Origin of the sequence: Streptomyces sp. NBC_00986 (assembly GCF_045162565.1) — a bacterium.
GTDB lineage: Bacteria > Actinomycetota > Actinomycetes > Streptomycetales > Streptomycetaceae > Streptomyces.
In genome coordinates this window covers 8,555,387-8,569,103 of sequence record NZ_CP108733.1, presented here as the reverse complement: position 1 = coordinate 8,569,103, position 13,717 = coordinate 8,555,387, and the positions used below count along the sequence as shown (strand labels likewise).

The 13,717-nt window shown below is 69.1% G+C and carries 11 protein-coding genes; 1 reads left to right on the top strand and 10 read right to left on the bottom strand.

The genetic code is table 11. From position 1 onward, the window contains the following. Positions 1-73: 73 nt before the first annotated feature. Positions 74-1,153 (bottom strand): TraR/DksA family transcriptional regulator, encoded by a 1,080-nt coding sequence (locus OG504_RS38345; RefSeq protein ID WP_405993908.1) that lies wholly within the window; start codon positions 1,151-1,153, stop codon positions 74-76. Between the two features lie 604 nt (positions 1,154-1,757). Here OG504_RS38345 and ileS point away from each other — a divergent pair. Next, a complete protein-coding gene (ileS, locus tag OG504_RS38340) occupies positions 1,758-4,904 on the top strand; it encodes an isoleucine--tRNA ligase (RefSeq protein WP_405993907.1) in 3,147 nt (1,048 codons plus the stop codon). A gap of 205 nt (positions 4,905-5,109) precedes the next feature. Here the strand turns inward: ileS and OG504_RS38335 are convergent, their stop codons facing one another. From OG504_RS38335 to ftsW, 9 genes are all read right to left on the bottom strand, one after another. After that, positions 5,110-6,336 (bottom strand): DivIVA domain-containing protein, encoded by a 1,227-nt coding sequence (locus tag OG504_RS38335; RefSeq protein ID WP_318015774.1) that lies wholly within the window; start codon positions 6,334-6,336, stop codon positions 5,110-5,112. 52 nt (positions 6,337-6,388) lie between these two features. Continuing rightward, positions 6,389-6,679: a YggT family protein gene (locus tag OG504_RS38330; protein ID WP_200712994.1), complete on the bottom strand. Its 291-nt coding sequence runs from the start codon at positions 6,677-6,679 to the stop codon at positions 6,389-6,391. A 50-nt stretch (positions 6,680-6,729) separates the two neighbouring features. Then, positions 6,730-7,371: a cell division protein SepF gene (locus OG504_RS38325; RefSeq protein WP_405993906.1), complete on the bottom strand. Its 642-nt coding sequence runs from the start codon at positions 7,369-7,371 to the stop codon at positions 6,730-6,732. A 128-nt stretch (positions 7,372-7,499) separates the two neighbouring features. Further along, the gene (locus OG504_RS38320; protein ID WP_405993905.1) at positions 7,500-8,219 is read right to left on the bottom strand and encodes a YggS family pyridoxal phosphate-dependent enzyme; all 720 of its coding nucleotides are present in this window, start codon (positions 8,217-8,219) and stop codon (positions 7,500-7,502) included. Positions 8,220-8,225: 6 nt separating this feature from the next. Beyond that, entirely contained in the window at positions 8,226-8,954 is a 729-nt protein-coding gene (gene pgeF / locus OG504_RS38315; protein ID WP_405993904.1) for a peptidoglycan editing factor PgeF, read from the bottom strand. Continuing rightward, positions 8,951-10,138, bottom strand: coding sequence for a cell division protein FtsZ (gene ftsZ / locus OG504_RS38310; protein ID WP_405993903.1), 1,188 nt, complete (start codon positions 10,136-10,138; stop codon positions 8,951-8,953). Before ftsZ ends, pgeF begins: the two co-directional genes overlap by 4 nt. A 277-nt stretch (positions 10,139-10,415) precedes the next feature. Next, complete coding sequence (locus OG504_RS38305; RefSeq protein ID WP_405993902.1) at positions 10,416-11,210, bottom strand: cell division protein FtsQ/DivIB; 795 nt, start codon at positions 11,208-11,210, stop codon at positions 10,416-10,418. Between the two features lie 25 nt (positions 11,211-11,235). After that, complete coding sequence (murG, locus tag OG504_RS38300) at positions 11,236-12,327, bottom strand: undecaprenyldiphospho-muramoylpentapeptide beta-N-acetylglucosaminyltransferase (protein ID WP_033284460.1); 1,092 nt, start codon at positions 12,325-12,327, stop codon at positions 11,236-11,238. 6 nt (positions 12,328-12,333) lie between these two features. Continuing rightward, a complete protein-coding gene (gene ftsW / locus OG504_RS38295; protein ID WP_405993901.1) occupies positions 12,334-13,701 on the bottom strand; it encodes a putative lipid II flippase FtsW in 1,368 nt (455 codons plus the stop codon). Between the last annotated feature and the right edge of the window lie 16 nt (positions 13,702-13,717).

Genomic DNA, 13,717 nt, shown 5'->3' with positions numbered 1-13,717 from the left:
GTGAGTCCCTCGACCTAGGTGCCTAACTCAGGATGAGGGTACGGCACACCTGTCGGGGGCTTCAGTACCGGCGTCAGTACCGTCGTTCCTGCTTCTGCTTGCACTCGACGCACAGGGTGGCCCGGGGGAAGGCCTGCATGCGGGCCTTGCCGATCGGGTTGCCGCAGTTCTCGCACAGGCCGTAGGTGCCGGCGTCCAGCTTCCCCAGGGCGCGCTCGGTCTGGATCAGCATCTCGCGCGCGTTGGCGGCCAGCGCCATCTCGCTCTCGCGCGTGATGTTCTTGGTGCCGGTGTCGGCGTCGTCGTCGCCCGCGCCGTCCCCGGAGTCCCGCATCAGACCGGCGAGGGCCTGCTCGGTGGACGTGATCTCCTCGCTGAGCCGCGCGGCCTCGGACTGCAGCTCGGTGCGGGCCTCCTCGACCTCCTCGGGCGTCCAGGGATCCTCGCCGGGGCGCACCGCGAGCTCGCCGGGCACCGCCGCGACCCGTGCCTTCGGAACGGCCGTCTTCGCCGCCGTGGCCGTGCCAGGAGTCTTCTTCGCAACCACCGTCGTGGCTCCCGTCTGCTCCGCGGCCTGCGCCGCGCCCGCCTTTGCCTTCTTGGCCGCGCTCTTCTTCGTGCCGGCCGTGTTCTTCTTCGTGCCGGCCGTGCTCTTGGTTGCCGTGGTGCGTTTGGTTTCTGCCGTGCTGTTCGTGCCGGTGGCGCTCGTCGTGTCTGTGGCGCTATTCGTGCCCGTCGAACTCTTCGTAGAACCGCTCTTCGCGCTGGTGGCGCTCTCCGTAGGGCTGCTCTTCGCAGACGTGCTCTCCCGGGCGACGGTTTCCTTCACAGCTGTTTTCTTCACGGCCGCTTTCTTCGCGACCGTCTTCTTCACGGCCGTTTTCTTCGTCTCCGTGGCCTCAGGAGCGGCAGCCACCTTCGTAGCCCCCGTCCCCGTTTCCGTAGCCGTAGCCGCCCTCTTCGTAACGGTCGTCTTCGTAGCCGTCGCCTTCTTCGTTGCCGTGGCTTTCGCGGCGCTCTTCCTGACCGCCGCCCCCTTCGCGGCCCCCGGTCTCTCGGCCCCTTCCCCGGTCGCCTTCTTCGAAGAAGCCGCCTTCGTAGCGACCGCCTTCTTCGCCGCGGTCTTCTTCGTTGCGGTCTTCTTCGCCACCATGGCCGCGGCCCCTTCACATTTTGTGATCACGCACGCGAATCGTGCTGGGACGATAAATCGACTTGAGTCCCGCGGCAACGGGGCACGCCGCCCGATTCGTCCACCCCCCTGGCCTCGTGCGGCAAGCCTTCAAGCGTTGTGCCCAGCTCCCCGCCGGGTAATCCGCCGAGTCCGACACCTCGAACATCGAACGCGTGTTCAGCGCCATTCGAGTCACGCAACGGGTTGGCAAGCCTCCCGCCCAGGCCCCCGCAAAACCGGTCGGCCGCTGTCCGTGCGGCCCCGTACACTGGGCGGAGCGAGAAGCGTGGATGGGGACGAGTAGCGGCGTACGCAGCCCAGAGCGACCCGGGGACGGTGGAAGCCCGGGGGTGAGCGCGACGTGAAGATCACCCCGGAGCCGCCGGAAGAAAGCCGCAGCCCACCAGCCGCGGCCGGTAGACCCGGTATCGCGACCCCAATGAGGGGGCTCACTGGTGTGCTGGACGCACCAGGGAGCCAAGGAGGGTGGTACCGCGGGAGCGCGCCGCACACGGCGTACGGAAAGTCGTAGCTCTCGTCCCTCCGGACGGAAGGCAGAAAGTCCGCCGGAGGAAGCTCGCTGATGACAACGCCGACGTACCGCCAGGTGCCCGCCCAGGTCGACCTGCCCGCGCTGGAGCACGCCGTGCTCGACTTCTGGCGCGAGCAGAAGATCTTCGCCAAGACCCTGGACCAGTCCGAGGGGCGCCCCGAGTGGGTGTTCTACGAGGGCCCGCCCACGGCCAACGGCATGCCGGGCGCCCACCACATCGAGGCGCGCGTCTTCAAGGACGTCTTCCCCCGCTTCCGGACCATGCGCGGCTACCACGTGGCCCGCAAGGCCGGCTGGGACTGCCACGGCCTCCCGGTGGAGCTGGCGGTCGAGAAGGAGCTGGGCTTCACCGACAAGCAGGACATCGAGGCGTACGGCATCGCCGAGTTCAACGCCAGGTGCCGCGAGTCCGTGACCCGGCACACCGACGCCTTCGAGGCGCTCACGACCCGCATGGGGTACTGGACGGACCTCGAGAACCCGTACCGCACGATGGACCCCGAGTACATCGAGTCGGTGTGGTGGTCCCTCAAGGAGATCTTCAACAAGGGCCTGCTGGTCCAGGACTACCGCGTGGCCCCCTGGTGCCCGCGCGACCAGACGGGCCTCTCGGACCACGAGCTGGCGCAGGGCTACGAGACGGTCGTCGACCCCTCCGTGTACGTCCGTTTCCCGCTCACCTCCGGTCCGCTGGCCGGCCGTGCCGCACTCCTGGTCTGGACGACGACCCCCTGGACGCTGGTGTCCAACACGGCCGTCGCCGCCCACCCCGAGGTCACCTACGTCGTCGCGACGAAGGGCCCCGACAACGCAGAGCAGCTCGTCGTCGCCGAGCCGCTGCTCGCCAAGGCCCTCGGCGAGGGCTGGGAGACCACCGGTGAGTCCTTCACCGGCGCCGAGATGGAGCGCTGGACGTATCAACGTCCGTTCGAGCTGGTTGAGTTCCCGGAGCCCGCCCACTACGTGGTGAACGCGGAGTACGTGACGGTCGAGGACGGTACGGGTCTGGTCCACCAGTCCCCCGCCTTCGGCGAGGAGGACCTCAAGGTCTGCCGCGCGTACGGCCTGCCGGTCGTGAACCCGGTCCGCCCGAACGGCACGTTCGCCGAGGACGTCCCGCTCGTGGGCGGTGTCTTCTTCAAGAAGGCCGACGAAAAGCTCACCGAGGACCTCAAGGACCGCGGCCTGCTCTTCAAGCACGTGCCGTACGAGCACAGTTACCCGCACTGCTGGCGCTGCCACACCGCGCTGCTCTACTACGCGCAGCCCTCCTGGTACATCCGCACCACCGCCGTCAAGGACCGCCTCCTCCAGGAGAACGAGAACACCAACTGGTTCCCGGACACGGTCAAGCACGGCCGGTACGGCGACTGGCTGAACAACAACATCGACTGGGCGCTGTCCCGCAGCCGCTACTGGGGCACCCCGCTCCCGATCTGGCGCTGCGAGGACAACCACCTCACCGTGGTGGGCTCCCGCGCGGAGCTGACCGAGCTGACGGGCACCGACCAGTCGGGCCTGGACCCGCACCGCCCGTTCATCGACGCGGTCACCTTCGCCTGCCCCCAGTGCGGCGAGAGCGCCACGCGCGTGCCCGAGGTCATCGACGCCTGGTACGACTCGGGTTCGATGCCGTTCGCGCAGTGGGGCTACCCGCACAAGAACAAGGAACTCTTCGAGTCCCACTACCCGGCCCAGTTCATCAGCGAGGCCATCGACCAGACCCGCGGCTGGTTCTACACGCTGATGGCCGTCGGCACCCTGGTCTTCGACAAGTCGTCGTACGAGAACGTCGTCTGCCTCGGCCACATCCTCGCCGAGGACGGCCGCAAGATGTCCAAGCACCTGGGCAACACCCTGGACCCGATCCCGCTGATGGACCGTCACGGCGCGGACGCCGTGCGGTGGTTCATGGCAGCGGGCGGCTCCCCGTGGGCGGCACGCCGCGTGGGCCACGGCACGATCCAGGAGGTTGTCCGCAAGACCCTCCTGACGTACTGGAACACGGTCGCCTTCCAGGCCCTGTACGCGCGCACGTCCGACTGGGCGCCCAGCGCGGCGGACCCGGCCCCGGCCGACCGCCCGGTCCTGGACCGCTGGCTCCTGTCCGAACTCCACGCGCTCACCGACCAGGTGACGCAGGCTCTGGAGTCCTACGACACCCAGCGCGCCGGCAAGCTCCTGTCGGCGTTCGTCGACGACCTCTCGAACTGGTACGTCCGCCGCTCCCGCCGCCGGTTCTGGCAGGGCGACAAGGCCGCGCTGCGCACCCTGCACGAGGTCGTCGAGACGGTGACCCAGCTGATGGCCCCGCTGACCCCGTTCATCACCGAGCGGGTCTGGCAGGACCTGATCGTCCCGGTGACCCCGGGCGCCCCGGAGTCCGTCCACCTGTCCTCGTGGCCGGAGGCGGACCTGTCCGTCATCGACCCCGAGCTGTCCAAGCAGATGGTCCTCGTACGGCGCCTGGTGGAGCTGGGCCGGGCCACGCGCGCGGAGTCGGGCGTCAAGACCCGCCAGCCGCTGTCCCGCGCGCTGATCGCGGCCACGGGCTTCGCCGCCCTGGACCGCGAGCTGCACGCGCAGATCACGGAGGAGCTGAACGTCGAAGGGCTCGCCTCGCTGAGCGAGGTCGGTGGCTCGCTCGTCGACACCACGGCGAAGGCCAACTTCCGCGCCCTGGGCAAGCGGTTCGGCAAGCGCGTCCAGGACGTCGCCAAGGCCGTCGCGAACGCGGACGCGGCCGCGCTGTCCCTGGCCCTGCGCGAGGGCACGGCGTCCGTCGAGGTGGACGGCGAGACCATCACGCTGGCCCCGGATGAGGTGATCATCACAGAGACCCCGCGCGAGGGCTGGTCCGTGGCCTCCGACTCGGGGGCGACGGTCGCCCTCGACCTCGAGATCACCGAGGAGCTGCGGCAGGCGGGCCTGGCCCGTGACGCGATCCGCCTGATCCAGGAGTCCCGCAAGAACAGCGGCCTGGACGTCGCCGACCGGATCGCCCTGCGCTGGACATCGACCGACCCGGCGGTCATCGCGGCCCTGTCCGAGCACGCGGCCCTGATCGCCGACGAGGTCCTCGCCACGGACTTCGCCCAGGGCGAGGCCGACGACACCTACGGCACCCCGTTCACCGACGAGGGCCTGTCCCTGGTGTTCCGCCTGCACAAGGCGTAAGCCGCACCACCGGTACAGGAAAGGGCCCGGTCTCCTTCGTGGAGGCCGGGCCCTTTCCGCGCGCCCGACGGCGGCCACCTCACCTGAGCCAACGGTCAACTCACGTGATCCAGCGCTCAACCCGCGTAAAAAGGGCGGGGCCCCGGATCGAAATCCGGGGCCCCGCCCTGAACGCTGCCGACGCCGAAGGCGTACTAAAGGCCGGTCAGTTGTCGTCCTCGTCGATCAGGAACCCGCGCATCGGCGAGGGAGCCTGGCCCATCGGCGACGGGCCCTGCGGCCGTACCGGCGCCATCGGCTGGGTCATGGCCGGGGACATCTGCTGCTGGCCGCCGTAGGACGGACCGGCGGGCGGCGGGCCACCCATGCCCTGGTTGCCGCCGTACGACGGGGCACTGGCGCCTGCCGGGGCCATGGAAGGCGCCGGGGACGGCGGAAGCGACGCGGTCGCCGGAGTGCGCGGCGGGGCAAGCGAGTCGTCGGCCTGGGTCTCCAACTGACGCAGCTGGGACTCCAGGTAGGACTTCAGACGCGTGCGGTACTCGCGCTCGAAGCCGCGCAGGTCCTCGACCTTGCGCTCCAGCGTGGCGCGGGCGGACTCCAGGGAGCCCATCGCGACGCGGTGCTTCTCCTGCGCGTCCCGCTCCAGGGCGTCGGCCTTGGCACGGGCGTCACGCTCGAGACCCTCGGCGCGCGAACGGGCCTCGCCGACGATCTTGTTGGCCTCGGAACGGGCCTCGGCGATCGCCTGGTCGGCGGTCTGCTGGGCCAGCGAGAGGACACGGGCGGCACTGTCGCCACCGGGGCCCTGCTGCGGCATACCGCCACCCATGGGACCGCCCATGGGGCCGCCCATCTGCTGCTGCATGGGGGGCTGGCCGCCCATCTGACCCTGCATCGGGCCCTGACCCATCTGCTGCATCTGACCCTGCATCGGGCCCTGGCCCATCGGACCGCCCATGGGGCCCTGGCCCATCGGACCCTGACCCTGCGGGCCGCCCTGACCCTGGCCACCGGGGCCTGCGGGCAACTGCGGGGCACCGCTCGGCAGCTGGGGCGGGCCGCCCATGGGGCCGCCCATCTGCTGCTGCGGCGGGCCCGATATGCCGGCGGGCACCGGGCCACCCGGACCGCGCATGCCTTGCGGGGGCATGCCCTGCTGGGGCATCCCCTGCTGCTGCATGCCGCCTTGCTGCATGCCGCCCTGCTGCTGGTCCTGTTCGGGGGGCTTGCGCATGTTCTGTTGGTTCTGCGCCGCGGCGCGCGTGGCCGCGGCCAACTTGGCGCGCAGGTCCTCGTTCTCGCGGAGCAAGCGCGTCAGTTCGGCTTCGACCTCGTCGAGGAAGGCATCAACCTCGTCCTCGTCATAGCCTTCTCGGAGGCGGACGGTCGTGAACTGCTTGTTCCGCACGTCCTCGGGGGTCAACGGCATCTCTTCACCTCAACGTAGTCATCGGCAGTCGGCAAGACCGTATCGTCCACTGTCACCCCGCGAGTTTGCCCACGATAGAGATCAAGATGTAGACGATGATCATCAGGACGAAGAAGGACAGGTCGAGCGCCACGCCCCCGAGACGCAACGGCGGAATGAACCGCCGCAGAAGCTTCAACGGTGGATCGGTGACAGTGTAGGCGGCCTCCAGAACGACCACCATCGCCTTGCCGGGTTGCCATGAGCGGGCGAACTGGAAGACGTAGTCCATGACCAACCGGAAGATGAGCACGATGAGGAACACCATCAGCGCGATGTAGATCACCTGCGCGAACACGCTCATGGTCTGTCTTTCCCTCTCCCCTGTTCCGTGCTTACTAGCGGCTGCCTGTCTCAGCTCTGATTGAAGAACCCGCCCTCTGCGATGCGGGCCTTGTCCTCCGCCGTGACATCGACGTTAGCAGGCGACAACAGGAACACCTTCTGCGTCACCCGCTCGATGCTGCCGTGAAGACCAAACACCAAACCGGCCGCAAAGTCGACAAGTCGCTTCGCGTCTGTGTCATCCATCTCAGTCAGATTCATGATCACCGGGGTGCCTTCACGGAAGTGTTCCCCGATGGTACGGGCCTCGTTGTAGGTCCGGGGGTGAAGTGTGGTGATCCGGTAAGGCTCTCGTTCCGACACGACCTTGGGCATGATCACCGGTGCGTTCTTCTCCAGGGACTGGCGTTCTTGTGTGATGGATGCCACGGGCACGATACGCGCCGGACGCCCTGATTCCGCACCCAGTGAAGCGGAATGGGACACCGGTTCACGAGGAGCCGGAGGCTGCACCACTCGTACCGGTTCGTCCCTTTGAGACTGATGTGGGGTGTGCGACTGGTGCGACGGCTCGTGCCGTCGACGGTCCCGCTCGGGCTCCGGGTCCAGTTCGGGTTCGAAGTCGTCATCGGGGTCGAAACCCCGGCCGTCGTACCCATCGTCCTCCACGAGGCCGAGGTAGACCGCCATCTTGCGCATCGCGCCGGCCATGCTCTGAGTCCTCCGCTCTGTGGTGGATCGGCTGACGACTGCCAAGTGCCCGCGATCCACGAGGTCGTTATGCCCGCCTTCAGCGGCATTGACCATATTTTCTGCTGTGGTCCGACTTCCTGGCGACGTTACCCGAGCCTGGGGCGCACGCCGAGTACCGCAGTGCCGACGCGTACATGTGTCGCTCCGGCTGCCACGGCCTGTTCGAGGTCCGCACTCATCCCTGCCGACACCATGTTCGCAGCAGGATGGGCTCGGCGCAGGTCAGTCGACAAATCCATCAACCGCCCGAACGCCTCCAGTTGGCGTCCCGCGTATTCACCGGTGAGCGGAGCGACGGTCATCAGCCCGTCGAGCCGCAGTCCCGGCGCCCCGGCGACGAGATCGGCCAACTCCCCGATTCCGCCCGGTCCGACGCCGCCCCGCTCGCCCCGCCCGCTCACTCCCGCGTCGAGCGCGACCTGGATGAGACAGCCCAGTTGGCGTCCGGACCGCTCGGCCTCCTTCGACAGCGCGGTGACGAGCCGGGACCGGTCGACCGACTGCACGACGTCGGCGTAACCGACCACGGATCGCACCTTGTTGGTCTGCAACTGACCCACGAAGTGCCAACCCAGCGCCAGATCCGCGCATTCGGCGGCCTTCGGGGCGGCGTCCTGGTCCCGGTTCTCGGCGACATGACGCACACCGAGTTCCGCCAACATCCGCACGTCACTCGCCGGATAGGTCTTGGTGACCACGATCAGGGTCACTTCTTCACGCTTCCGCCCGGCCGCGGCACAGGCGGCGGCGATGCGCTCCTCGACTTTCGCCAGATTTACGGCGAGTTCGTCCCTACGGTCCGTCATGTCCCGTCAGTCCAGCCAGACATAGCTCGCCAGCCGCCCGGTCGTCCGGTCGCGGCGGTACGAGAAGTGGTCGTCCGATTCACGGGTGCACACCGGCGACTGCTCCCGGTCGCGCACCCCGAGCCGGTCGAGTTGCGCGTGCGCGCCGGCGGTCACGTCGACCGCGGGAGTGCCCCAACTCGTCTCGGCGTACGCCGCCGGTTCCACGGCGGCGACGTCGGCGCGCATGTCCGCGGGCACTTCGTAGCACCGGCCGCAGACGGCGGGTCCGGTGCGGGCGACGATCCGGGCGGGATCGGCGCCGAGTTCGACCATGGCCGCCACGGCGGCGGGGACGACCCCGGCGACCATGCCCGGGCGTCCGGCGTGGGCCGCGCCCGCGATCCCGGCGACCGGGTCGGCGAGCAGGACCGGCGTACAGTCGGCGGTCAGCACGGCGAGGGCGAGGCCGCGCCGGGCGGTGACGAGCGCGTCGACGGAGGGGATGTCCGAGGCGCCCCAGGGCTCCTCGACGACCGCCACGTCCGCGCCGTGCACCTGGTTCATCCAGACCACCAGGCCGGGGTCCAACCCCAGTGACTTGGCGGCCAGTTCGCGATTGGTACGGACCGCGTCGGGGTCGTCGCCGACCGCGCCGCCGAGGTTGAGCCCCTCGTACGGAACGGCGCTCACCCCGCCCCACCTGTCGGTGAAGGCGAAGTGCGCGCCGCTCACGGTGTCGAACTGTCCTATCACTTCAGGAAGTCCGGTACGTCCAGCTCCTCGGCGGCGCTGTCCGAGTACGTCCGCGACGGCGGGACCGGCGGGGCGACCGGGAGGTCGGCGACCGGCTCCGGGGCGGGCTCCGGCTCCTCCTTGGGCTTGACGCTGCCCAGCGAGCCGAAGGACGGACGGCTCTCCTGCCGTACCGGGGTCGGCTCGTCGCGGCGGGCCGACGACGAGCTCGTGCCCGTCTCGCGGCGGGTCGGCGGCTGGCCGCCGTCGAAGCCGGCCGCGATGACCGTGACCCGGACCTCGTCGCCGAGGGCGTCGTCGATGACCGCGCCGAAGATGATGTTGGCCTCGGGGTGGGCGGCCTCGCTGACCAGTTGGGCCGCTTCGTTGATCTCGAACAGGCCGAGGTCGGAGCCGCCGGAGATGGAGAGCAGGACGCCGCGGGCGCCGTCGATGGAGGCTTCGAGGAGCGGCGAGGAGATCGCCATCTCGGCGGCCGCCACCGCGCGGTCGTCGCCGCGGGCCGAGCCGATGCCCATGAGGGCCGAACCGGCCTCGGACATCACGGACTTGACGTCGGCGAAGTCGAGGTTGATCAGGCCGGGCGTGGTGATGAGATCGGTGATGCCCTGCACACCGGAGAGCAGGACCTGGTCCGCCGACTTGAAGGCGTCGAGGACCGAGACCTGGCGGTCCGAGATGGACAGCAGCCGGTCGTTCGGGATGACGATGAGGGTGTCGACCTCTTCGCGGAGTTCGGCGATGCCGTCCTCCGCCTGGTTCGCCCGGCGCCGTCCCTCGAAGGTGAACGGGCGGGTGACCACGCCGATGGTGAGGGCGCCCAGGGTGCGCGCGATGTTGGCCACGACGGGGGCGCCGCCGGTGCCGGTGCCGCCGCCCTCTCCGGCCGTCACGAAGACCATGTCGGCCCCCTTGAGGACCTCCTCGATCTCCTCGCGGTGATCCTCGGCGGCCTTGCGGCCGACGGCCGGGTTGGCGCCGGCGCCGAGTCCGCGGGTGAGTTCGCGGCCGACGTCGAGTTTGACGTCGGCGTCGCTCATCAACAGCGCCTGCGCGTCGGTGTTGATGGCGATGAACTCGACGCCCTTGAGACCGACCTCGATCATCCGGTTGATGGCATTGACACCACCGCCGCCGACACCGATGACTTTGATGACTGCGAGGTAGTTCTGCGGTGCTGCCACGTCGAAGGCCTCTCGCCTCGAGTTACGTGTCGTCGATCGCGGTGTTCCGCGACCCGACGACGGATGCCGAATGGGACGGTCCGTAGCGCCGACCCGAACCCTAACGTTGAAGTTTAGGGTTACCAGTGTGTCCGTTCCTTGAAGTCTTCTGAACAGGACACTAAGTCGACAAGTGGCGCACGTTCAACGAACACGCCGAACCTCCCGTTTTTCTTTTCACCCTATGTGATCAGCCGTAGCGCTGCCCAACCAGGGTGCTGGCCTGCGCGAATGTGCGTCAACTCCCGGCTGACGCAGGGGCGGTGGGAACACTTACGTCGAAGTGCCGGGCGCCGGAAGCTGCTTTCATGAGAGCGGTGAGCGTACGCGCCTTCGCTGTGCCCTTCTCACCACTTCCCCATGCGACGGTACGGCCGCCGGTCAACTCCAGTGAGATGTCGTCGTAGGAACGGACCTTGACGACCTGGGTGACGCGTGCGACCGCGGCCGGAATGTCACCCGCTACGCGCACCGCCTCGCGCACGAGCCGGTCCTCGCCGAAGCGGCGCAGGCCCGCCGCGGACGAACTCGATTGGGAGAGCGTCAATTCGAGGGTGGGGACGGACTTCGGGGGCGTGAAAACGGTGGCGAATCGCACGCCCTCGTCGTCCACTTCGACGAAGTTTCCGCCCTTTTTCACCACCAGGACCGGACTGCGTTCGGTCACTTTCAGCCCGATTCCGTGGGGCCAGGAACGGACTACGTCAACGGTGTCAATTCGGGGCAATTTACTGCGGAGTCGGGCTTCGATCGCATCGGTGTCGACGGAAATCAGCGGTCCGCCGACCGGAACGCCGGCGGCTTCGCGCACCTGCTCCGGCGTCAGGACCTTCGTGCCGGAGACCGACACCTTCTCGACCCGCAGCCACTGCGAGCCGTAGAGCAGCCAGACCGTGGCGGCGCCCAACAGGACTGCGGCGAGGGCGAGTACGACAATCAGACGAAGGCGCCTCGGTCCAAGGCGCCGGACAAGGGGCGGGCCGGACGACTCCTGTTGGCGTTCACCGCGCTCGGCGGTCGTCGGTCCGGCCACGATCCCCTGCCTCTCTCACATATGGCTAGCGGTGCCGCGAGGCGATCGCCTCGTACACCATGCCGACGAGCAGGTCGTCGGCGTCCCGGCGGCCGAACTCGCTTGCCGCGCGCGACATTTCGTACAGCCGGTGCGGGTCGGCGAGCACGGGCAGGACGTTGCCCTGGACCCACTCGGGCGTCAGTTCCGCGTCGTCGACCAGGAGTCCGCCGCCGGCCTTGACCACCGGCTGGGCGTTCAACCGCTGTTCGCCGTTGCCGATGGGCAGCGGGACGTAGGCGGCCGGGAGTCCGACGGCGGAGAGTTCGGCGACGGTCATCGCGCCCGCGCGGCAGAGCATCATGTCGGCCGCGGCGTACGCGAGGTCCATCCGGTCCACGTACGGTACCGGGATGTAGGGGGGCATCCCCGGCATCTGGTGCACCTGCGGCAGTTCGTTCTTCGGGCCGACCGCGTGCAGGATCTGGATTCCGGCCTGTTGGAGGTACGGCGCGACCCGCTCGACCACCTCGTTCAGGTGCCGGGCGCCCTGCGAGCCGCCGGAGACCAGCAGCGTCGGCAGGTTCGGGTCGAGCCCGAACGCGGCCCGGGCCTCGGGCCGTACGGCCGCGCGGTCCAGGGTGGCGATCGTGCGGCGCAGCGGGATGCCGATGTACCGGGCGTCCCGCAGCTTGCTGTCCGGGGTCGAGACGGCGACCCGGGCCGCGTACCGCGAGCCGATCTTGTTGGCCAACCCGGGCCGGGCGTTGGCCTCGTGGATCACGATCGGCACGCCGAGGCGCTTGGCCGCGAGGTAGCCGGGCAGCGCGACATAGCCGCCGAAGCCGACGACACAGTCCGCCTTGGTGCGCTCCAGGATCTGCTCGGCCGCCTTGATCGTGCCGCGCAACCGGCCCGGCACGGTGATCAGTTCGGGGGTGGGCTTGCGCGGCAGGGGTACGGCGGGGATCAGCGCGAGTTCGTAGCCCCGCTCGGGTACGAGACGGGTCTCAAGGCCGCGCTCCGTGCCCAGGGCCGTGATCCCCACGGTGGGGTCCTGCCTGCGCAGGGCGTCCGCGAGGGCGAGCGCCGGCTCGATGTGGCCGGCGGTCCCCCCACCGGCGAGTACGACATGCACCGAAATTCACCGCTCTCCGGACGAACGCGCCGCCGAGGCACGCCGTCTCATCGTGTTCCATCTCCGGGGCCGTTGGCCGGAACCGGTACCCCTGGCCCCCCGCTTTCTACCAAAGCGGGGTTGCCGCATCGCAAGCGCCGCCCGCGCAGCGGGGTCGTCGCGCGCGAAGGCGATCAGCAACCCGATGGCGAACATGGTCGGCAGCAGGGCGGAACCCCCGTAGGAGAACAGCGGGAGCGGGACGCCGGCGATCGGCAGCAGGCCGAGCACCGCACCGATGTTGATCACCGCCTGAGCGATGATCCAGGTGGTCACGCCTCCCGCGGCATACCTCACGAAGGGGTCCTCCGTGCGTCCGGCCACGCGGATACCCGCATAGCCTAGAGCCGCGAAGAGGGCGAGCACCGACAGTGTGCCCGCCAGACCCAGTTCCTCACCGGTGACGGCGAAGATGAAGTCGGTGTGGGCCTCGGGGAGTTGACCCCATTTCTCCACACTCGCCCCGAGCCCGGAGCCGAAGATCCCGCCGGATGCGAGCGCGTAGATCCCGTGCACGGCCTGCCAGCAGTCGGCGACCCCGGTCTTGGGCTCGGTGGCGCCGATGCAGGCGAGCCGGGCCATGCGGTTGGGGCTGGTCTTGATGAGGATCACACCGATCGCGGCCGCGATCGACAGCACGCCGACGAAGAGCCGGGTCGGGGCGCCGGCCAGCCACAGCAGGCCGAACAGGATCGCGGTGAGGATGATCGCCGTACCCATGTCGCCGCCGAGCATGATCAGCCCGAGCAGCATGAACGCGACCGGCACCAGCGGCACCAGCATGTGCTTCCACTGGGACAGCATCGCCTTGTCCTGCTTGCGGGCGAGCAGGTCGGCGCCCCACAGGACCAGGGCCAGCTTGCCGAACTCGCTGGGCTGGATCTGGAAGGAGCCGCCGAGCGAGATCCAGTTGCGGTTGCCGTTGACCGACATCCCTATCCCCGGCAGTTGCACCAGCGCCATCATGAAGACGGCGCCCGCGAGGATCGGATAGGCCAGCGCCCGGTGCAACTTGACCGGCATCCGCGAGGCGGCGAGCGCCAAGACCCCGCCGATACAGGCCGCGAGGAACTGTTTGCGGAAGAAATACGAGCCGGGCAGCGAGAGTTGGAGCGCGGTGATCTGGGAGGCCGAGTAGACCATCACCAGACCCAGCACGGTGATCAGCACGCTGCCGCCGGCGATCAGGTAGTAGGCGGTCAGCGGCCGGTCCCAGGCCCGGCGCGCGTTGGCGTACAGCCGTCGTACGGGGTTGTCGCGGACGGTCCTGGCGGCGGCGGGACGTCTGGGGGTCCGCTGCTGCACGGGCGGCCGGCCGGTACGGCTACTGGGCATCAGCGCCTCCGCTTGC